This is a genomic window from Flagellimonas halotolerans (genome assembly GCF_035818535.1).
Taxonomy (GTDB): domain Bacteria; phylum Bacteroidota; class Bacteroidia; order Flavobacteriales; family Flavobacteriaceae; genus Flagellimonas; species Flagellimonas halotolerans.
In genome coordinates, this window is the sequence record NZ_JAYKYV010000001.1 from 525,063 (window position 1) to 546,439 (window position 21,377).

Sequence of the window (21,377 nt, forward strand, 5' to 3'; positions counted from 1 at the left end):
ATTCAACTTAATATACAACTATGATTTTTGACTTGATCAAGGAGAGAAGAAGCATTTTTCCTCCGCAATATATTGATAAGCCCATCGCCAAAGAAACCATTGAAAAGATTTTGGAAGCGGCCAATTGGGCCCCTACCCATAAAAAAACAGAACCTTGGCGCTTTAAGGTGTTGACGGGTGAAAAGAAACAGGAACTGGGGATTTTCCTTTCCAATAAATATGAAGAGGTTGACCCCAAGCCAAAGCAGATGAAGATTAAAAAATTACAATTTAACCCGTCAAATTCGGGTGCTGTAATCGCTATCTGCATGCAACGGGACCCTAAGGAAAGCCTGCCCGAGTGGGAAGAGATTGCTTCAGTGGCCATGGCGGTGCAAAATATGTGGTTGTGCTGCACCGAACTCGGCATTGGCAGTTATTGGTCTTCCCCCGGCCTCATTAAGTACATGGATGAGTTTTTCGATTTGAAGGAAGGGGAAAAATGCTTGGGCTTTTTCTATATGGGTTATTTTGATGGCGAGGTAATCCCATCCGCCAGAACTCCCATGGCTGACAAAGTGGAGTGGCTGGACTAACTAAAGGTGAACAGGTCGCCCGCATATTTGATGGAAATGTACACGTAGAAGATGGCATACACAATGGTGACCAACAATTTCATAAAGGTACCGGTCAAAAAACCTAAAAACGAACCGAAAGCCGCCTTCATGGCGGTTTCTTTGTTGGCTTTGTTCAGCAATTCGCCGACCAAGGCCCCAATAAAGGGCCAAATAATAATTCCGAATGGGCCAAAAATAGGAACAAAGATAGCCACAAGTAATCCTACAATGGTGCCCCACATTCCAGCTTTGCTGCCACCAAACCGTTTGGTGCCCATGGCAGGGATCACATAATCCAAAACTGTTATGGTTATGGCTATCACAAAGGTAACCCCCAAGACCCACCAATTATCGGGTACGGCTTTGGTTAGATAAAGCAGTAGCAGTCCGACCCAACTTATAGGCGGACCGGGCAATACGGGCAAAAAACTACCCAGTATCCCAACGAGCATCAGGAGAAACCCTAAAATGAGCAAAGCAATGTCCATGGTTGTGTTTTTCTGTTAGACAAATGTAGCCTACAATTGTTACAAACAAAATCAAAATAAAACCCTACCCCTAAAAATTTCGTAGGTAAATTTGAAACCAATTACGAAACTGTCGTGGAAACAAATAAAACACATACTAAACCAAGGTTCATTCAAGTAGAGTGCGCCCTTATAGCAATGTTTTATTTGTTAGGACTTTTTAATGGATTGGTGTTGGAAACCCTGCACGAAGTATCGCACGTGATGGCCCCAAAAGCACACCACCATAACTTTGCCTCGGACCACGAAGCTATTGATTATTCTTCATTGGAGGCTATGGCAGGTCACTCGCACGAAGCTTTGGAAGCCTTAAAGGATTTGTTGGAGGCCAATCAACCAGATGAGCACGAATCCAATGATAACATCAGCCTAAAATTGGATAAACATTTCGTTGAAGAAATTCAAATTGCATCTGAAATCAATACTTTAATGGACAGCAATCGTCTTTGGGCATACCAAGACATAACTTCTTTTTGGTGCCAAGGGTTAACCACGCCTCCTCCCCAGCATAGCTGAAATAAACTAGACCAAAATTTTAAGGAACAGGCTTCATCAATACTTCGATGAACCAAGGTCTAGGGATGCTATTGTTCAGACTTTTTTACACAAATCAAATTAAAAGACAACGACATGAAATATTTTATGGCGGCATTGTCCATGCTGTTCATGGGCACTATTGCTGCACAAAACGTAAAGGGAAAACTGGTGGATGAATCTGGTTCTTCCATTGAAGATGCTGGAATTTTTAACAAGACCAGCGGCCAACACAGCCATACCGATGGTACAGGGCATTTTGTTCTGGATAGGACCTCAGTCAACGATACGATTTACTTTTCCAGATTGGGATATGCCACACAGACCAGAGTGGTCAACCAAGCTGATTTACAGAATCCGATTACCGTTATTCTTGTGGAAAGCTCCATTTCTTTGGACCAAGTGGTTTTGGTGTCAAAGGTGGACGCTTTGAGCAGAGTGGTGGATGTGGATGTGAAAACAAATCCCGTAAAATCATCACAGGGAATTTTAAGGAAGGTACCAGGACTGATCATCGGTCAGCACGCTGGAGGCGGAAAGGCCGAGCAGATTTTTTTGCGCGGTTTTGATGTGGATCACGGCACCGATGTGGCCATCAACGTGGATGGTATGCCGGTGAATATGGTGTCCCATGCCCATGGGCAGGGATATGCCGATCTTCACTTTGTGATTCCGGAAACCATTGAAAATGTAAACTTTGGAAAAGGGCCTTACTATGCTGATCAAGGCAATTTTAATACGGCGGGCTACGTCAATCTAAAGTTGAGAAAAAGCTTGGACAAGAGCATGTTGTCGACCGAAGTGGGACAGTTCGGGTCCCGTAGGTTTACGGGGATTTTCAATGTGATGAACAACCAAAACAGCAATGCTTATTTGGCTTCCGAATTGTATTTGACAGATGGTCCATTCGAGTCGCCACAGAACTTCAATCGCATCAATATCTTGGGAAGATATCGGTATGCTTTGCCGGGTAATCAAGAATTGTTATTGACCGCATCACACTTCTCAAGCAAATGGGATGCATCGGGCCAAATACCACAACGAGCCGTGGACCAGGGTTTGATCAGTCGTTTTGGTGCCATTGACGATACCGAGGGCGGACAGACGAGCCGAACCAACTTCGTTTTGGACTATAACAAAAATTTGGGTACTGGAACATCCTTGAATTCCATGGCTTTTGTTTCCCATTATGATTTTGAACTGTATTCCAACTTTACCTTTTTCTTGGAAGACCCCGTGAACGGAGATCAGATCAGGCAATTTGAAAACCGACTGATGGCTGGAGCCAAAACGGTTTTTCAGGATAATTCGGCCAATTTGGGCGGTATGGATTTCAAATACAATGCTGGGATTGGTTTCAGGTACGATAATGTGGATGACAACCAATTGTCCCGCACTCTGAATCGTCAGGAATTATTGGAACGTTTGGCCTATGGTGATGTGGATGAGGTGAACAGCTACGCCTTTGCGGGCGCTGAATTCAAATCAGGTAAATTCATGTTTGAGCCAGCTGCTCGATTGGATTATTTTAGGTTTGACTACATAAATAAGATGAGCGAGCTATACGATAGCCGAAGCGAGGAAAAGGTGGCTTTTAGCCCAAAGTTCAATACCATTTACAGCCCAACCCAAAATACTCAACTGTTCTTGAAAACGGGCATAGGGTTTCACTCCAACGACACCCGAGTGGTAGTAGCCAATGGTGGCGAAGAAATTCTACCTGCCGCTTACGGAGTGGATTTGGGAACCATCATAAAACCTGCGGACAAATTGGTCTTGAACGCCACTTTATGGACTTTGTTCCTAGATCAAGAGTTTGTATATGTAGGTGATGCAGGTATTGTGGAGCCCAGCGGAAAAACCCGAAGAATGGGGCTTGAAGTGGGAGCGAGGCACCAACCCTTGGACTGGCTTTACCTGTATACTGATGCCAATTATACCCACGCTCGTAGTATCGAAGCTGCCGATGGGGAAGATTATATTCCATTGGCACCCGATTTCACCATGGCCGGTGGTGTGACTTTGGGAGGTGATCAGGGATTTTCGGGAGGATTGAACTATCGATATATTGATGATAGACCTGCCAACGAGGACAACTCCATTGTGGCGGAAGGCTATTTTGTTACCGATGCGACACTCAATTATAGTGTAAACAACTGGACCTTTGGCCTGATTGTGGAAAACCTGTTCGACACTGAATGGAACGAAACACAATTTGCCACCGAAAGCCGTTTGTTCAATGAACCGAACTCCTTTGAGGAAATCCATTTTACCCCAGGTACACCTTTTTACCTAAGAGGTAAGGTGACCGTAATTTTCTAAATAAGTATCCGCCAGAATAATACACTGGCGGAATTTCTTCTTTTTTTAACTAAAAAATTAGTTTAAACTAAATATTTAGTTATATTAGCAGTGTCATTTCGAACTGAGCGTGGCGAATGTGAGAAACATCAAACCATTTTTTGGTTTAGGAGTTGCAATTGCACAGCTCATTTTCGAATTGTCAGACTGAGTGGAGTCGAAGTCAAGATGAGAAACCTGAACTAATTTTCAAGGGTTCAACTCAGATTTTAAGGAACATTAATAAGATTCCCGATTTCTCGGGAATGAAAAATAAAATGGGTCAAATGAAACAGCTCACCAAGGCAGAAGAAGAGGTAATGCAGCTCCTTTGGAAAATTAAAAAAGGGAACGTAGCTGCAATTTTAGAGGAATTGCCAGAGCCCAAGCCAGCCTACAATACCGTTTCCACCATTGTTCGGATTTTGGAGGACAAAGGTTTTGTGTCCCACGAAAAAGTGGGCAAGGGGCATGTGTATTTTCCTTTGGTGAAAAAGGAAGAGTACAGCAATCAGAGCCTCAATAAATTGATGGATGGGTATTTCCAAGGATCTTTCTCCAGCATGGTATCCTTTTTTATGAAGAAGAACGATATCAGCCTGAAGGAACTCGAAGAGATTATGAAAAACATTAAAGACGAGGAGCAATGATTACTTATATATTGGAAAGCTTGGCGTTTCAACTGGTCTTTTTGTTGGCCTATGATCTCTTTCTGAAAAAAGAAACTTTTTTTCAATGGAACCGAGTATATCTCTTGGGTACGTTTGCACTTTCTATCCTGTTGCCTTGGGTAAAGATTGAGGCGTTACAAGCCTCTATGCCGCAAGAATTGGGGGGTGTCACAATTTTTCTGACACAATTGGATGGCGTGGTACTTGGACCGAGAGCAGAGGAAATCAGTTTCTTGGCAAACATCCCTTGGCCGTATTGGGTTTTAGGAGCTGGAAGTGTTTTGGCTTCCATCTGGTTTGCCTACAAGCTGATTCAAATAAGGCAACTTCGTAATAAGGGTTCAGTGTATCATTACCAAGAATTCACAAAAGTCACAGTGCCAAAAAGCACTTCTGCCTTCTCCTTTTTCCGAAACATTTTTATGGGAGAAGAAATCCAAAAGGACAAAGAAGCCAACATACTGGCCCACGAGTTGGTGCACGTAAAGCAATGGCACACCTTAGACCTGCTCTTTTTTGAGCTGGCCCGAATCGTCTTCTGGTTCAGCCCATTAGCTTACATCTACCAGAACAGGGTTGCCGAGCTTCATGAATTTATTGCCGATGAAAAGGCGGTAAAACACAATAAGGCCGCACATTTTGAAATGCTATTGTCCGAAGCGTTCCATACGCAGAACATCAGTTTTGTCAATCAATTTTTCAATAGATCATTAATCAAAAAACGAATAGTCATGTTACAAAAAAACAAATCCAAAGCCGTATGGCAGTTAAAGTATGTATTGTTGTTGCCCCTTGTTCTGGGGATGTTGGTCTACACCTCTTGCGAGACAAACAAGGAAGATAATGGTCTTGAATCGGTGGAAGGAGTATCTCTGGCCGTTGCTAATGAAATCCCATTCGGCGCCATTGATGAAGTACCAGTTTTTCCAGGTTGCGAAGACGCTGACGATAAAAGAGCTTGTTTTCAGGAGAAAATGCAAGCACATATTCGTAAAAACTTTCATTATCCCGAAGCGGCTCAAGAACAAGGTATTCAAGGGAGGGTGAGTGCGATTTTTAGAATAAATCCAGAAGGAAGCATAGTGGACATCAAAATGAGAGGACCGCACGAACTTTTGGAAAAGGAAACCGAAAGGATTTTATCAAAATTGCCACGAATGCAACCAGGAAAACATGAAGGAGAAGTGGTAAATGTTCCTTTCTCCATTCCAATAACTTTCCGGCTCCAAGGAAATGATGAACAGGAAGTCAGTAAGCAAAGGGGGGAGAGACTTGGGGTTCCCTTCGCGAACGTCGATGAGGTTCCAGTCTTTCCGGGATGCGAAGACGCTGAGGATAAAAGAGCTTGCTTCAATGAACAGATTGTGAAGCATATAAAAAAACATTTTAATTACCCTAAAAAAGCCCAAGATCTGGGTGTTCAAGGTAGGGTGAGTGTGATTTTTGTGATTGGGAAAGATGGAATAATTACTGACATAGGGAAACGTGGCCCACACGAGTTGTTGGAAAATGAAGCTGTCAGAATCATAGAACGTTTGCCCAAGATGCAGCCAGGCAAGCATGAAGGGAAAGAGGTAAAAGTACCATTCTCGATTCCAATAACCTTTAGGTTAAAAAAACAACCAGAGGATACAACGGTCAATGGCTTGAAAGACTATATGCTAGTAAGTGCCAGTATCATGGAAAAGCAGGGGAAAATGTTTTATGAGGGTACGGTGACCGATAAAGAATCTTTGGGGTTGGCAGGTGTTACTATTTCCATTGAAGGTGAATCATCAGGAGTTGTGTCAGATTTCAACGGAGTTTTTTCAATAGAAGTGGACAAAGGGGATGTTGTGAAGTTCCAGTACGTAGGCCTTCCTGATAAAAGGGTGGAAGTGTCCAATTAGTAATCAAAAGAACTAAATCAAGGCTGTTGATGCGTAAAACAAAATACATTTACGTTACATTTTTGATTTTCTTTTTATCCAAAGCCAGTGCACAAACATCGGCTTTGTCCGTTGCCGATAGTTTGTACGCTTTGGGCAACTATGCAGCGGCCATCAACGAATATGCAAAGGTTGGGGACAAAAAATCGAATCTGCAGATAGCACGGGCCTACAATGCCATAGGCAATTATGATAAGTCCATTGCCCAATACACAGTTGTTTTGGACAAGAATCCTAAATTTGACCTTGCACGGTTCGAGCTTGGCAAGTTGTTGTTGAAAACCAAAAACTTTAAACCTGCTATGGAAATGTTTAATGTTTTGGTTTCATCAGAACAAGAGAATCCCGAGTATTACTATTATTTGGGTAGAACCTACGAATCTGTGAAAGAAGCAGACAAGGCCAACAAGGCATTCAAAACTGCTGTGGCCATGGACAGCACCCATTTGAGAAGCCTCTATGCGCTCGGTAAATATTACGTAGGCCAAGAAATAAAGGATTCCGCACTGGTTTATATTGATCAAGGCCTTCGATTTTATGGGAATGACGTTGCCATGATCAATTTAAAGGCCTTGGCTTTTTTTAACAATGGACAATTTCAACCTGCTTTCCCTCATTTTGAACGATTATTGGAATTGGGTGAGGAAAAACCCTTTGTTTATGAGAAATTGGCCTATTGTTATTTCCGAAACTGGGAGCCGGAAAAAGCACTGGAAACCTATCACAAGTTAACATCTTTTCCGGATAAATTGGCAGTTGCCTATGCAGGATTGGGAGAGGTATATTTTAAGGAAAAAGCGTTGGATAGTGCGCAATACTACATCAAAAAATCCATTGAGGAGCGAATGATCTCGTTTCCGAAGGAATATGCGAGCCTTGGCCGTATAGCTCGCCTCAAAGGGCAAACCAAAAAATCCATAGATTACTATGTAAAAGCATGGGAAGAGAACAAGGAGAATTATTACAATTATTATCAAGTCTGTGTTTTGGCGGACCAATACTACAAGGATTCCAAAACCCGATTGAACTATTACGAAAAGTTACTTGAAATGTATCCTGATTTAGTTCCTTGGCTCAAGGAACGGGTCAGAAACCGCATCACTGAGATAAAGGAGGAAATCCATTTTGGCAGCAACTGATTTCTTCAAAATGTCGTAATTTCAGCCAAATTATCAGGGCTGTCATGCAGAAGTATGTTTTATTGATCATTTTTATGGGTTTTCTCGTATCCTGCGAGCTGTTCGAGTCCAAGGAGGACAAGGCCCAAAAACTGGTCAATGAGGAACTTTTGGCCATCGATTGGAACGATGTGGACCAATACCCACTTTTTGAGGATTGCGACGAAACCGCCCCCAAGGACGCCCAACAGGAGTGCTTCCAGAATGTGATTACCGAATATTTTTCCGAAGCTTTGGCAGGACTCAAGTTTCAGGTTCGGAACGATATGAACGACACGGTTTATATCGATTTCTTGATTGATGAACACGGTTTTATCTCCGTGTTGGGCGTCGAAGAAAAGACCTCCGTATTGAATGAGATATCCGATTTCAACAGCAAAATTTCCGAACATTTGAACGATTTGACCACCGTGGCGCCCGCATTAAAAAGAGGAAACCCGGTAAGCCTACGTTTTAGGCTCCCACTGGTACTAAACACCAACTAACTTGGCTACAGAAAAAATCATATTGGGAATAGACCCTGGAACCACCATCATGGGTTTTGGAATCATCAAAGTCATTAACAAACAGATGCATTTTGTGCAAATGAACGAGCTGATGCTGCGAAAATATGATGACCCCTACACCAAACTCAAACTTATTTTTGAGCGTACCTTGGAGCTCATCGACACCTATCACCCAGATGAAATTGCCATTGAAGCCCCTTTTTATGGCAAAAATGTACAGTCGATGCTAAAATTGGGCCGTGCACAAGGGGTGGCGATGGCCGCTGGTTTGTCTAGAGAAGTCCCGATAACGGAATATATGCCCAAAAAGATAAAAATGGCCATCACGGGCAATGGAAATGCCAGTAAGGAACAAGTGGCTAGAATGCTTCAAAGTGTTTTAAAGCTGAAGTCCTTGCCCAAAAATTTGGACAGTACCGATGGATTGGCCGCAGCCGTTTGCCATTTTTACAACGAGGGCAGGATGGAAGTAGGAAAAAGTTATACGGGTTGGGAGGCCTTCATCAAACAGAACCCGGATAAGATCAAATAACAATCGAGTGAGCGGAATTTACATCCACATTCCATTTTGCAAGCAAGCTTGCCATTATTGTGATTTCCATTTTTCCACCCAACTGGAAAAAAAGGAGGTCATGGTCAATGCCATTGCCAAAGAACTTGTTTTGCGCAAATCGGAGGTGGATGATGCCGTTGAGACCATCTATTTTGGAGGAGGAACACCATCGGTTCTTTCCAATGAAGAAATTGAAAGATTGATTCAGACGGTTTATGAGCATTACAATGTAATTGACGAGCCTGAAATTACGTTAGAGGCCAACCCAGATGACTTAACCAGCAATCGAATCATCCAATTGTCCAACAGTCCAGTAAACCGCCTTAGCATCGGCATTCAATCTTTTTTTGATGAAGATTTAAAGCTGATGAACCGTGCCCACAACGCAGGAGAAGCTGAACAGTGCATCCAAGAAGCCATTGGGTATTTTGATAACATCACCATTGATTTGATCTACGGAATCCCGGGAATGGATAACAAACGTTGGAAATCGAACATCCAAAAGGCATTGGATTTTGGCCTGCCCCATATTTCAAGCTATGCTTTGACCGTGGAGCCCCGAACCGCCCTGAAGAAATTCATTGAAAAAGGCGTTGTCCCCGATGTGGATGATGAACAGGCTCAAGAACAGTTTCATATTTTGGTGGATATGTTGGAAGCTCAGGGTTTTGTGAACTATGAGATTTCCAATTTTGGGAAGCCCGGTTTCTTCTCCAAGAACAACACAGCATACTGGCTGGGCAAAAAATATCTGGGAGTGGGGCCATCGGCACACTCTTTTGATGGAAAACACAGAGGTTGGAATATTCGAAACAATCCGACCTACATTAAAAAAATAACTAAAGGTACTTTGCCCTTGGAAATTGAGACCCTTTCCAAAACGGACAGGTACAACGAATATGTGATGACTGGCTTGCGAACTGTTTGGGGTGTGGATTTGGATAGGATAGCCTCGGAATTTGGTGAAAACTACCAAAAGTATCTCAAGCAACAAGCGGTTAAATTTCTGGAGCAAGATTTTCTGGTTCTGGAAGATGGAAAACTGCTCACGACCCAAAAAGGCAAGTTTTTAACCGATGGAATTGCCGCAGACCTTTTTATGGTTAATTTAAAGTAGTAAATTGTCACTCCTGCCAAGGCAGGAATCCATGAAGTAGAATTGAATCCCAAAAAACACTGGGAAGTTAAAAAAGGAATAGAATTTGATCGCAACCATAAAACACAACTCGCGAAACTACAGAATAGATTTAACCGAACCGCTCGATATTTCCATACCGCTTAAAGGGGGCGACAACAATGTGAACGCCTGGTATTTGGACCCGCCAAAAATTGCCCCGCACGAGCAAGATGGGTTTATAGGCAAGGTATCCGAGGGCGGATCCACCAATTTCAATGATATTTGGTTCAATCCACATTCACATGTAACACACACGGAATGTTTGGGGCATATATCGGAGGAGTTCAACTCCATCAACAAAAAGCTGAAGAAGTTTTTCTTTTTGGCCGAGTTGATTACCGTGGCGCCCGAACAGATGGGAGAGGACTTCGTCATATCCGAAAAGCAAATAAAATACGCTCTGGGCAACAAAAAAAGACAGGCCGTGGTCATCAGGACCATGCCCAATTTGGGGTATAAGCGTTCCAAAAAATATTCGGATACCAACCCAACTTATTTAACGGAGGCAGCGGCCAAACATTTGGTGAAAAAAGGGGTTGAGCATTTGCTTATAGACCTTCCATCGGTGGACAAGGAAAGGGACGGGGGCGGACTTTTGGCACACAAGGCCTTTTGGAACATGAACGGTAAGCCCCGCACAAAAGCGACCATCACAGAATTTATTTATGTACCCAATCCCGTGGAGGACGGCACCTATTTTTTAAACCTTCAAGTGGCGCCTTTTGAGAACGATGCCAGCCCCAGCAGGCCGGTCTTGTATAAAATTCTTGAAAAATGAAGACGGTATTAAAGCTTGAAGAGCTGATGATGTTCGCATTGGGCATCTATTTTTTCAGTTTGTTGGATTATGCCTGGTGGTGGTTTTTGGTGCTTATTTTAACGCCCGACATTGGCATGTTAGGGTATCTTTTCGGAAACAAAGCGGGAGCTTTTTTCTATAATTTGTCCCATCATAAAGGAGTTGCCCTACTAATTTATCTTGCTGGTGTCTACTTTTCAATACCTTTATGTCAGCTGATCGGTGTAATTTTGTTTACGCATTCGGCTTTCGATCGAATATTGGGCTACGGCTTAAAATATGACAAAGGATTCAAGTTTACCCATTTGGGTGAAATAGGTAATACTAATGGGTGAAATTTTCGACACTTTTCTGGGGCTTGTACTAGGAGCAATACTCATGTATTGGTTGTACTCTGTGTTCCGAAAAAAAAGGAACAAGGAAATAACGGAGCAGCAATCCACCGTAATCTTGAACAAGATACGCAGCGTGTGCAAACTGGTTTCCGTTGAAGGTGATTTTGCCGAAATCTATCACTACGAGAATACCAAGGACAGTTTTATGAGTCTGTTCCGAAGCAAGAAAAAGGCATTGATCGTTATCAAGGCCAAGGCCCATATCGGGTATGATCTGAACAAACTTGATATGAAAGCGGACAATGATAAAAAGAAAATCATCTTGAGCCATTTTCCAGAGCCAGAAGTACTGTCCATTGAGCCCGACTTGCAATTTTATGACATTAAAAATGGTATTTTTAACAGCTTTTCGCCCACGGACCTAACGAATTTAAACCAAGAGGCTAAGGAGCACATAAAACAGAAAATACCAGAAAGCGGACTTATGGAAACCGCAAAAAATGAAGCTTTACAGGCCGTTTTGGTCGTGGAGAAAATCGTAGAGACCATTGGGTGGACATTGGATTATTCCGCCTTGGAAATATCAAACAGAGAAAAACAATCTATAAAAGAGTGAATATGAAAACCAAAATTTTGACCCTACTTCTGGTAGGTACAATATCAGTTATGAGCAATGCACAAGAATCCAACAAAACTACTTTTGACCACACGTTTGCACATGTGGTTTATTTCTGGTTTAAAAACCCAGATAACCAAGCCGACCGAGCTACTTTTGAAGCGTCTTTGACCAAATTTTTGAACAATTCCAAGTACGCCAAAACCAAATTTATAGGTAAACCGCCAAAGGCGATTCGCGATGTAGTGGATGATTCATTTACCTATTCCTTGATTTTATCTTTTGAATCCGCCGAAGATCAGGCTGCCTATCAAGAAGAGCCTCCACACTTGGTGTTTATTGAGGAGTGCGAGGACCTATGGGAAAAAGTGATCGTTTACGACTCGCAGGGAATCGAACAATGAATGTAGAGGAACTTAGGGAGCTTTGCATATCCAAAAAAGGTGTAACTGAAGAATTTCCGTTTGATGACAGCACCTTGGTGTTCAAGGTTATGGGCAAAATGTTTGCCTTGGTTCCCTTGGAACGTCTTCCTGCGCAGTGCAACCTAAAGTGCGACCCGGAAAGGGCAGAAGAACTCCGTGAAGAATATGACGGAAACATTGCGCCGGGCTATCACATGAGCAAAACCCATTGGAACACTTTGTTTTTGGAACAACTCCCACCGCAATTGATCAAAGACTTGGTCGACCATTCCTACGAACTGGTGGTATCCAGTCTCACCAAAAAGCTACAGCAAGAGCTTAAAAATTTAGGTTGACATTAGATGACGGACTTAAAACGTTTTTACACATCCCAACGAGAAAAGCACCAGCAAGAACTTCAGCAAGTAAAAAAACGATTGGGCCTTTTGGCCACTTTACGTTTGTCCGTTTTTGTGGGTTTGGCCCTTGGAGTTTATTTTCTATGGGGAACCACCTTGCTTTTTGCATTATTGCCCCTTGGTGTTGTGCTGTTTTTGTATCTCGTTCTGCGTTTTAGCAATATAAAGCGACACAAGGAGTATTTGCAGAGGCTCATTGCCATAAACACTACGGAGTTGGATATCTTGGTCCGTCGTTTCCACCATTTGCCAGATGGGAAGGAGTTTTTAAGACCCGACCATCCGTATGCACAGGATTTGGATATATTTGGAAGGGGTTCTTTTTATCAATACGCCAATAGAACCAAATTGCAACAAGGGCGGGAAATGTTTTCGGACCTTTTGCTGGATGGATATCCAAAGGATATAGCCAAAAAACAAGAGGCGATTCTAGAGTTGGCCAAGCTGCCCGAGTGGCGACAACATTTTTCGGCACTGGCCGGGGAAACCCAACCCAAAATATCGTCGGATTTGGTCTCCGATTGGATGAAAAACCACCAATCTTTTATACCTAAATGGGCGGGAACCGTTCCTCCTATTTTTAGTGTGTTATCAATTGCAATGATTGGCTTGGCTTTTATGGGCATGGTACCAGAAAGTCTGATCTTGTTTTGGTATTTTTCGGGCTTGGCAATCGTGGGTCGATACGCCAAGAATATTATCGGGTTTACTGCCAAAGTATCCGAGGCGCAAGAGACCATTCAACAGCATCAACGATTGATTTCTGAATTGGAGGAACACACTTTTAGCTCGGAATTGCTTCAAGAGATTCAGCAGAAATTGGAGGTCAATGCAGAAAAGACCTCTAAAATATTAAAACGCTTCTCCCAAAGTACCACGATGTTGGAACAGCAGTTCAACTTGATCGTATCATTTTTTGGTCAGGGTCTTGGTTTGTACAGTCTGTTTTATGCTTTTAAAGTCGACTCTTGGATCAAAAAATATGGTGCCGATGTGGCAGGGTGGTTTGCTGCCATTGCGCAATTTGATGCCTACATCACCTTGGGAACTTATGCCTTTAATCATCCCGATCATACCTATCCAAGTTTAGTGCAGGGGGATATCGTTTTGAGTGCGAAAGAAGTGGGGCACCCCTTGGTAGACCCTGAAAAGAACGTTTTGAACGATTTTGAAATTGGAAAAGGCCGTTTCTGTATTGTGACAGGGGCCAATATGGCTGGGAAAAGCACTTTTTTACGAGCCGTTGCTTTGCAAATAGTGATGGCCAACATGGGATTGCCCGTAAAAGGGAGGGATGTGCTGTACAATCCTGTTCGTTTGCTTACCAGTATGCGTTCTTCGGATTCCCTGACGGATGAGACCTCTTATTTTTATGCCGAGCTCAAACGCTTAAAATACATTGTGGAAGAGCTTAAAAAAGGCGACTGTTTTGTGATTTTGGATGAAATCCTGAAGGGCACCAACAGCGTGGACAAGGCCGAAGGCTCCAAAAAATTTGTGGAACGTTTGGTACGGAATGGGTCCACGGGAATGGTGGCCACCCACGATTTAAGCCTTTGTACCCTCGCAGACCAACTTCCAGAGGTGGAAAACCGTTATTTTGATGCCCAAATCATAAATGGGGAACTCTTCTTCGATTACAAATTCAAAGAAGGGGTTTGCCAAAATATGAATGCCTCTTTCTTACTAAAGAATATGGGTATTGTAGATTGATTTTTTACCATTAGTGTCCAGAAAACTTTTTACAACGCTTTGTAAACCCAATAGCAACATACGTTAAAGGGGTAGTTGGTTTATAGGCCTTACTTTTGAAAATACGGTACATGGCTTTCTTTTTTGAAACATAAACAAAGACCAAAGAGCTTGTCAATTGACTACCAGCATATCTTGTTTCTTGGTTCTTTCAGCGAAGTGGTCTATGGTCTAACCGTTTTATATCAAAGCCCTTTAACTTGGACATTGTGGAAGGAATCTGCCTGCAATCGGAGCAATTCCTCTGCTTTTTCTTTTTTGTAGCGGTAAAGTTCTTCTTCGTTTTTGATATCGGCATAGATTTGCTGATTGATCTCGCCATCAGTGGACAACAATAATTTACGCTGTTCCACTTTTTGGGTTACCCAGGTAGCTACGACACTTTCTTGTTCTTCAAACTTGTAATCATACTCGCCTTTGGGAGCTAATAACTTGGCAATAATAGGAGCTGTTTCAATGGCCAAGAACAATAAAAAGATAAAGAAGGATGGAAACCACGGCAATTTGCCCAGGGCATTGATGCGGGCCATCAATCCATCAAACCCATCAATAATGGGCTGGGAATTGGCCACAGCGGTATCGTAATCGGTTTGCAAAGCTGCAATTTGCGCTTCAATGGTTTCGATTTTCCCGGCATTGGCCTCTTTTAGGGTATTGAGTTCGGCCAATGCAGCATCGTGTTTTTCTCGTTTTTCCTTGTACACGGGTCCCTTGCCCAACAGACCGGTTCCAGCGGTGCCTTCCGCTTCGGAAATGTAAGTATCGTAAAGGGCATTGGTTTCTGCTTCTTTGGTCGCTATTTCATTCTTCAGCTTGGCAATGTCTAGGTTAAGGCTCTCAATCTTTGGGGTGTACTGGAGCGCCAATTGTTCCTTGTTGTCCAAGGTCATGGCGTTTTTCTCTTCCAAGAGCACTTGGTTAATCTCTTTTTCAAAAATCTTCATCTCCAAAGGTTTGGAAATCACTACGGCAATGATCAATGCCAGTACAATCCGTGGTGCGGCCTGGAGCAGTTCACTTTTGAAATTGTCCCTCTTTTTTATGGTGGAAACGATGTATCTGTCCAAATTGAAAATGAGCAGTCCCCAAATCAAACCAAAGAAAATGGCCGTATAAATATTGTCGAAAACTGTATAAAGCGCATAACCAGAAGCTATAAATGCCATTACAGCGGTAAAAAATACGGTGGCACCGATGCCTGCGTATTTGTTGCGTTCCCCGTTGGAACAAGTTTCTAAAATTTGGGTGTCCGCACCCGAGCAGAAAATAAAAAAGCGTTGTAACATAAGGTGTTCTCTTTGATTGATAGGGTATTAGAACGCAACTTTTGTGGATTTGTTACATAAAAAGCCCCAATTAAGGGGCTTTTAACAATTTTCATAACACGAACTTAGTTATCGATGATTTTGGGTTCCGGTGGATAGTTCAACAACGGGGTTGGATTCATTGGCTCCCATGGTAAGCATGGCTACATATTGTTTTTTTTGAACCACTTCGAGGGCTTTTTCACTAGATATTTCTTTTCCGTTCAAGGTGAAGGTTGCTCCCTTGGCCGCCATTTTTTTGATATGCTCAATGGGTTTTGGTGGCTTAGGTGGTGCTGGTGGACTGGGTGGCGCCACAGGTTTTATTTCTTTTACGTTTGTAATGGCTGAAGGAGGCATTGGAGGTTTTGTAGCTCCGGGAGCCGGTGGTGCTGGCGGTGGCGGTGGAAAATTGGGAAAAGGTTCTGCATCTGCCCGCTGTTTTTTGGACATTTTGCCATAAATGGTTTTTAGGTGCATTACCTCTTTCTTTTTAATGAACATGTGGTTTCGGTCCATTTCATTGTACTTTTTGGCCAAGGCGTTGTACTTTTTCATTTCTTCTCGGGTAGCGCTCTCTTGATGAAGCACTTTTGGACCTACAATAGTAATGGTGGCAGAACCGTACTCGGCGAGGATTTTATCTACCTGAGCGATAATATTTTTTGAGGTGTTTTGGTCAACCTGAATGACTGAACGCAGTGTTTTTTTACGTTCATCAAAAGAGAGATGATTGTTTATTTTTAAAAGGGTTTCTTTTAAATCACTCAAGGGCACCAAATCTTTTTGAAACAATATCTGACCGCTCTTGTTGATTTTAATATTGATCGGGTTGATGGTTTTTTGGTCAGCATTTTGAGAGATGGAAGCTGGAGAAGACCCAGCAAATTCTTTTTGCCCCTCGTCCATTCCAGCCACTGTCATTTGTTTTGCATTCAAAAGTGTTGTGCTTGGCGTAATCGGAACATTTTCTTTAAACTGACCTTCTTCCATTATGACCTCATTGGCAAATATCTCGATCAAATCAATACCAGTGGTTCTTATTTCTTTGGACAAATCGTTTATGGTATTTAGATATACAGGTTGGACAGCATTTATCTCAACCTTGGTTTTTTTAGAATTATAGGTCGATAGGTATTCCTGATTTAAAACTTGAGCGACTTCATTGATATGTATAACCTCATCCTGAATTTGCACAGTTTCAATACCTAAAAGCTCCATTGTAATGATATGGTATGTTGGAATTTCCCTTGCAATTTCACGATGCTCGCTAAACCCAAATAACAATAAGGCCGTAAGTGGCAAAAGCAATAGACTTCTGAATAGAAATGATTTTTTTGATGTGTTTGTTTTCATGACTGTAAAACGTTTTTTGATTGATGAATAATTAAGGGCATTTGCAATGCCGGTCGACTGATGTGTATTAAAACTATCATGTGATAAGTATGATAGGATTGTGTTTTGATAATGCAAATGATCGTTGTTCTTGTCAATCACGGCCCTATCCGCCAAAAATTCATGGTTCAGTTTAATGGACGATTTAAATAAGTAGATAATGGGATTGAACCAAAATATGACTTGGGCCAGTTCAATAAAGAGAATATCCAGGCTATGTCGCTGCTTCGCATGGGTTTCCTCATGTACAAGTACTTCCTGTGGAATGTTTTTTTCCTCAAATTGCTGTTGGTTCAAAAAGATATAGTTGAAAAAAGTATGGGGTGGAAGTGATTGTCGCAAAAGAACCTTAGTGACGAAATTCTCCTTGAACTTTGGATTCCTTCGGATACGAGACCAAATTTGTGTAAGATGTCTCATAAAACGGAATCCAAATGCAATAACCCCAAGTATATAAACGCTCCACAACAAAACTTCCCAGTCAAAGCCATGCTCTTCGGCGACTAAATGATCAGTACCAACCTCTAAAAATTCATCGGTAATTGGGAAGTCTTGAGCAACTGAATTTTGCGCTATCTCCACATATTCAACAAAGACAATATTGGGAATCAAAAAGGAGGCGATAAGAGCTCCCAAAAGAAAGAATCGTTTAAAATGATGTATGCTTTCCCTTTCCAGCACTACTTTGTAGAAGACCCAGAAAATGGCGAGACATGTGGTCGATTTTAAAAGGAAGACTAACATATTTACTTCTTTTTAATTTCATTGTCGATTAATTTCTTCAATTCTTCCAACTCTGTTTTGCTCAAATTCGTCTCTTGGGCAAAAAAGGAAGCAAATTGACTGGCACTGTCGTTAAAGAAATTTTTAATGAGCCCGTTCACATGCTTGGAAAAATAATCCTTCTTCTTCACCAAAGGAAAGTACTCCCTGCTTCTTCCTATACTGTTGTAGGCTATAAAACCTTTGTCCGCTACCCGTTTTAAGAGGGTTGCTACAGTAGTGGTCGCTGGTTTGGGTTCGGGGTAGGCATCCAATATGTCCTTCATATAGGCCTTATTTAAATTCCAAACAATGTTCATTAACTCTTCTTCGGATTTTGACAACTGCATTTCCAATTTTTTACAATTATTGCTCTACAAACATAGAATAAAAATTTTAATTCTACAAATGTAGAGTTTGTTTGTGATTATAAGAAGTCATTTTAATATCCTAAAATGTTAAGTTTGCCGTCAAATTTGAATATCATGGGATTATTGGAGGACTTACAAAACAGAAGCGGAAATACCTGCGAACTATGCGGGTCAACAGAAAACTTACAGGTGTATGAAGTTCCTCCGGTTTCCACTGGTGGTATGGATGGTAGCCTTTTAGGGTGTTCCCTCTGCATTGGTCAGATAGAAAATCCCGATACCACAGATGCCAATCATTGGCGTTGTATGAATGATAGCATGTGGAGCGAGCACGATGCGGTTAAAGTTGTGGCTTGGCGAATGCTGAACCGTTTAAAGTCTGAAGGATGGCCGCAAGATTTGTTGGATATGATGTATTTGGAAGATGAAACATTGGAGTGGGCCAAAGCTACGGGTGAAGGAGAAGAAGAAAGTGAAAAAATCATCCATAGGGATGTGAACGGCAATATATTGGAGAACGGTGATAGCGTTGTGCTGGTAAAGGATCTTAAAGTGAAAGGTTCCAGCATGGTCGCAAAACAGGGAACCGCCGTACGACGGATTTCCCTGGATCACGAAAATGCCGAGTATATTGAAGGCAAGGTAGATGGTCAACAAATTGTGATCATCACCAAATACGTCAAAAAGATTTAAGCTTTCATCTCCGTATAATATTTGTAGAAGTAAGGGATGGTCTCAATGCCCTTTAAAAAGTTCCAGACCCCAAAATGTTCGTTGGGGGAGTGGATGGCATCGCTGTCCAAACCAAATCCTAAAAGAATTGTTTTACTGTCAAAAACATTTTCAAAAAGGGCCACAATTGGAATACTCCCTCCGGTTCGTTGTGGCACAGGAGTTTTTCCAAAGGTTGTTTCCATCGCCTTGGAAGCGGCTTGGTAGCCAATACTATCAATTGGAGTAACATAAGCTTGACCTCCGTGGTGGGGAGTCACTTTTACTTTTACGCTCTTGGGGGCAAGGGATTTGAAATGCTTGGTAAACAGATCGGTGATCTCGTGCCAATCTTGATCGGGCACCAATCGCATGGAAATTTTGGCGTAGGCCTTACTGGCAATTACGGTTTTTGCACCCTCACCTGTGTAACCGCCCCAAATACCGTTCACATCCAAGGTTGGTCGTATTCCAAAACGTTCTGGTGTGGAATATCCCTTTTCACCATGGACATCATCAATGTCCAATGATTTTTTATAGGCTTCCAAATCAAATGGTGCTTTGGCCATTTCTGCCCGTTCTTCATCGGATATGATCTCAACCTTGTCATAAAAACCGGGTATGGTGATGTGGTTGTTCTCGTCATGCAATCCAGCAATCATTTTAGAAAGTACGTTGATGGGGTTCGGAGCGGCTCCTCCGTAAATTCCAGAATGCAGGTCCCTGTTCGCTCCGGTCACTTCCACTTCAACATAACTAAGTCCGCGTAGGCCTGTTGTTATGGAAGGAGTATCGTTGGAAATCATTCCTGTGTCGGAGATCAGGATAATGTCATTTTTAAATTTTTCGCTGTTCTCCTTTAGGAAATCTTCCAAATTATCACTCCCTACTTCTTCCTCGCCTTCGATCATGAACTTTACGTTGCAGGGCAACGTATTGTTTTTGATCATAAACTCCACTGCCTTTACATGCATAAAAAACTGGCCTTTGTCATCGCAGGCCCCACGGGCAAAAATGGCACCATCGGGATGCAGTTCCGTTTTTTTGATCACGGGTTCGAACGGGGGGGAATCCCACAAATTTATAGGGTCCGGGGGTTGCACATCGTAATGGCCGTAAACCAATACTGTTGGCAGATTTGGGTCTATGATTTTGTCACCATAAACCACGGGATACCCATTAGTTTTGCAAATTTCGGTGTTTTCGCAACCTGCTTCGTCCAAAGATTTTTTTACGGCCTTGGCCGCTTCCAAAACATCTTGGGAATATGCTTTATCGGCACTAATAGAGGGGATTTTTAAGAGGTCGATCAACTCGTTGATAAATCTGTCCTTGTTGGTACTGATGTAATTATGTATGTCTTTCATATATGAATTAAAAAGGACCCTAAAAGTACAAAAAACAAGTTTTTCGGGGCAGTGGATTTGCAAATCGGAAAATTGATTTATATTTGCACTCCATTTCGCGGGTGTGGTGGAATTGGTAGACACGCTAGACTTAGGATCTAGTGCCGCAAGGCGTGGGGGTTCGACTCCCTTCACCCGCACAAAAAAGCTCTTCAGCAATTGAGGGGCTTTTTTTGTGTTAAAAATCCTGTCACGTATTTCCCATTTTGAAATCAGATTCTTTTCAAGCGTTATTATTCAAGAATTTGCCAGATCCTTTCCTGTTTTAAAAAACCTTCGGAATTGATAAATAGTATCCCTAAATCATTTAAAGCACGATTGTATTATGGGGAGTAACTTATATTACTTTTAACCTGCTTATTTGCGCACTGGTCAAGAAACGCTACTCATGATTAATGTATTTGGGATGATGATAAAAATCAAAAATCAAAAGTTGATTTTTGAAATTATCCATAAGATTTTGTTAAAACGAGGGGATATTACTAAATTGAAATCGTTTAAGAGAGGAAAATAACCAGGTCAAGCTTTAAAAAAACGCAATAAGCAATCCGTGTAAATTATTTTTATAATAAAGTTTTCCGATTTTAGTTCTACTTAAATACAGAATATTGATATTTGTCAATATTTTTTACAGTAGAACAAAACCAAACCAAAACTAACAAAGTAAAAGACCAACTACGCTATGTACAAGGAAATATACTTGGTCGATGACGAAGACCTAGTGAATACGGTTAATGCGATTCACTTCAGAAGAATGGGAATGGAAGATAGGGTTAAGAGCTTTACCAATCCCGAATTGGCATTAGATGACCTTAGATTTAGAGATAATCCTCAAACTAAGACGCTCATACTATTGGATATAAACATGCCCGAGATGAGCGGTTTCGAATTTTTGGAATTCATGATGCTAGAAGATTTTCCGGTAACCAACGAAGTACTTTTGGTAACTTCTTCCGAGTCCGATGCGGATAAAGAAGAAGCAAAGAAGTATGAGAAATATGTTAAGGAATTTATTACAAAGCCTTTGAGAATTGAGCATTTGGAAGATTATCTACAAAGCGCCAATAAATAGTTTTTAGTGCCCTACAACTAG

At 41.9% G+C, this 21,377-nt stretch carries 22 protein-coding genes and 1 tRNA gene; 18 read left to right on the forward strand and 5 right to left on the reverse strand.

The genetic code is table 11. The features are described 5' to 3' along the window. Positions 1 to 20 precede the first annotated feature (20 nt). Positions 21 to 575, forward strand: a complete 555-nt coding sequence (locus tag VM932_RS02395; RefSeq protein ID WP_326276975.1) for a nitroreductase family protein — start codon at positions 21 to 23, stop codon at positions 573 to 575. On the opposite strand, the gene VM932_RS02400 is transcribed toward VM932_RS02395, so the two are convergent. Continuing rightward, positions 572 to 1,084, reverse strand: a complete 513-nt coding sequence (locus VM932_RS02400; protein WP_326276976.1) for a DUF456 domain-containing protein — start codon at positions 1,082 to 1,084, stop codon at positions 572 to 574. The genes VM932_RS02395 and VM932_RS02400 overlap by 4 nt on opposite strands. A 177-nt stretch (positions 1,085 to 1,261) precedes the next feature. Here VM932_RS02400 and VM932_RS02405 point away from each other — a divergent pair, with 177 nt between their 5' ends. From VM932_RS02405 to VM932_RS02470, 14 genes are all read left to right on the forward strand, one after another. After that, on the forward strand, positions 1,262 to 1,639 hold the full coding sequence (locus VM932_RS02405) for a hypothetical protein (protein ID WP_326276977.1): 378 nt from the start codon (positions 1,262 to 1,264) through the stop codon (positions 1,637 to 1,639). A gap of 114 nt (positions 1,640 to 1,753) precedes the next feature. Beyond that, entirely contained in the window at positions 1,754 to 3,979 is a 2,226-nt protein-coding gene (locus VM932_RS02410; protein WP_326276978.1) for a TonB-dependent receptor, read from the forward strand. Between the two features lie 305 nt (positions 3,980 to 4,284). Next, positions 4,285 to 4,647, forward strand: coding sequence for a BlaI/MecI/CopY family transcriptional regulator (locus VM932_RS02415; protein WP_326276979.1), 363 nt, complete (start codon positions 4,285 to 4,287; stop codon positions 4,645 to 4,647). Then, on the forward strand, positions 4,644 to 6,557 hold the full coding sequence (locus VM932_RS02420; protein WP_326276980.1) for a TonB family protein: 1,914 nt from the start codon (positions 4,644 to 4,646) through the stop codon (positions 6,555 to 6,557). Before VM932_RS02415 ends, VM932_RS02420 begins: the two co-directional genes overlap by 4 nt. A 29-nt stretch (positions 6,558 to 6,586) precedes the next feature. Further along, positions 6,587 to 7,735, forward strand: a complete 1,149-nt coding sequence (locus tag VM932_RS02425) for a tetratricopeptide repeat protein (protein ID WP_326276981.1) — start codon at positions 6,587 to 6,589, stop codon at positions 7,733 to 7,735. 44 nt (positions 7,736 to 7,779) lie between these two features. Next, positions 7,780 to 8,259, forward strand: a complete 480-nt coding sequence (locus VM932_RS02430) for a hypothetical protein (RefSeq protein ID WP_326276982.1) — start codon at positions 7,780 to 7,782, stop codon at positions 8,257 to 8,259. Position 8,260: 1 nt separating this feature from the next. Next, complete coding sequence (ruvC, locus tag VM932_RS02435; RefSeq protein WP_326276983.1) at positions 8,261 to 8,812, forward strand: crossover junction endodeoxyribonuclease RuvC; 552 nt, start codon at positions 8,261 to 8,263, stop codon at positions 8,810 to 8,812. A 7-nt stretch (positions 8,813 to 8,819) separates the two neighbouring features. After that, a complete protein-coding gene (gene hemW, locus VM932_RS02440; RefSeq protein WP_326276984.1) occupies positions 8,820 to 9,950 on the forward strand; it encodes a radical SAM family heme chaperone HemW in 1,131 nt (376 codons plus the stop codon). An 85-nt stretch (positions 9,951 to 10,035) separates the two neighbouring features. Beyond that, a complete protein-coding gene (locus VM932_RS02445; RefSeq protein ID WP_326276985.1) occupies positions 10,036 to 10,788 on the forward strand; it encodes a cyclase family protein in 753 nt (250 codons plus the stop codon). After that, positions 10,785 to 11,144, forward strand: a complete 360-nt coding sequence (locus VM932_RS02450) for a DUF4260 domain-containing protein (RefSeq protein WP_326276986.1) — start codon at positions 10,785 to 10,787, stop codon at positions 11,142 to 11,144. The genes VM932_RS02445 and VM932_RS02450 overlap by 4 nt, the downstream gene beginning before the upstream one ends. Continuing rightward, the gene (locus tag VM932_RS02455) at positions 11,137 to 11,760 is read left to right on the forward strand and encodes a DUF4230 domain-containing protein (RefSeq protein WP_326276987.1); all 624 of its coding nucleotides are present in this window, start codon (positions 11,137 to 11,139) and stop codon (positions 11,758 to 11,760) included. Before VM932_RS02450 ends, VM932_RS02455 begins: the two co-directional genes overlap by 8 nt. 2 nt (positions 11,761 to 11,762) lie before the next feature. Beyond that, a complete protein-coding gene (locus VM932_RS02460; RefSeq protein WP_293167131.1) occupies positions 11,763 to 12,164 on the forward strand; it encodes a Dabb family protein in 402 nt (133 codons plus the stop codon). Next, a complete protein-coding gene (locus VM932_RS02465; protein ID WP_326276988.1) occupies positions 12,161 to 12,520 on the forward strand; it encodes an MmcQ/YjbR family DNA-binding protein in 360 nt (119 codons plus the stop codon). Before VM932_RS02460 ends, VM932_RS02465 begins: the two co-directional genes overlap by 4 nt. A gap of 6 nt (positions 12,521 to 12,526) precedes the next feature. Next, positions 12,527 to 14,296, forward strand: a complete 1,770-nt coding sequence (locus VM932_RS02470; protein WP_326276989.1) for a MutS-related protein — start codon at positions 12,527 to 12,529, stop codon at positions 14,294 to 14,296. Positions 14,297 to 14,520: 224 nt separating this feature from the next. On the opposite strand, the gene VM932_RS02475 is transcribed toward VM932_RS02470, so the two are convergent. The 3 genes from VM932_RS02475 to VM932_RS02485 form a co-directional block, all read right to left on the reverse strand. Continuing rightward, positions 14,521 to 15,621, reverse strand: a complete 1,101-nt coding sequence (locus VM932_RS02475) for a DUF4407 domain-containing protein (RefSeq protein WP_326276990.1) — start codon at positions 15,619 to 15,621, stop codon at positions 14,521 to 14,523. 108 nt (positions 15,622 to 15,729) lie between these two features. Next, the gene (locus tag VM932_RS02480) at positions 15,730 to 17,778 is read right to left on the reverse strand and encodes a M56 family metallopeptidase (RefSeq protein ID WP_326276991.1); all 2,049 of its coding nucleotides are present in this window, start codon (positions 17,776 to 17,778) and stop codon (positions 15,730 to 15,732) included. A gap of 2 nt (positions 17,779 to 17,780) precedes the next feature. Then, positions 17,781 to 18,146 carry a BlaI/MecI/CopY family transcriptional regulator gene (locus VM932_RS02485; protein ID WP_326276992.1) on the reverse strand — a complete coding sequence of 122 codons (366 nt, stop codon included), beginning with the start codon at positions 18,144 to 18,146 and terminating at the stop codon, positions 17,781 to 17,783. A gap of 135 nt (positions 18,147 to 18,281) precedes the next feature. Between VM932_RS02485 and VM932_RS02490 the strand changes: the two genes are divergently transcribed. Continuing rightward, complete coding sequence (locus tag VM932_RS02490; RefSeq protein WP_326276993.1) at positions 18,282 to 18,860, forward strand: PhnA domain-containing protein; 579 nt, start codon at positions 18,282 to 18,284, stop codon at positions 18,858 to 18,860. Here VM932_RS02490 and VM932_RS02495 read toward each other — a convergent pair. After that, complete coding sequence (locus VM932_RS02495) at positions 18,857 to 20,245, reverse strand: dipeptidase (protein ID WP_326276994.1); 1,389 nt, start codon at positions 20,243 to 20,245, stop codon at positions 18,857 to 18,859. The genes VM932_RS02490 and VM932_RS02495 overlap by 4 nt on opposite strands. Positions 20,246 to 20,342: 97 nt before the next feature. Between VM932_RS02495 and VM932_RS02500 the strand changes: the two genes are divergently transcribed. Then, positions 20,343 to 20,424 (forward strand) — tRNA-Leu (locus VM932_RS02500). Positions 20,425 to 20,966: 542 nt separating this feature from the next. Further along, positions 20,967 to 21,356: a response regulator gene (locus tag VM932_RS02505; protein WP_326276995.1), complete on the forward strand. Its 390-nt coding sequence runs from the start codon at positions 20,967 to 20,969 to the stop codon at positions 21,354 to 21,356. The last annotated feature ends 21 nt before the right edge of the window (positions 21,357 to 21,377 follow it).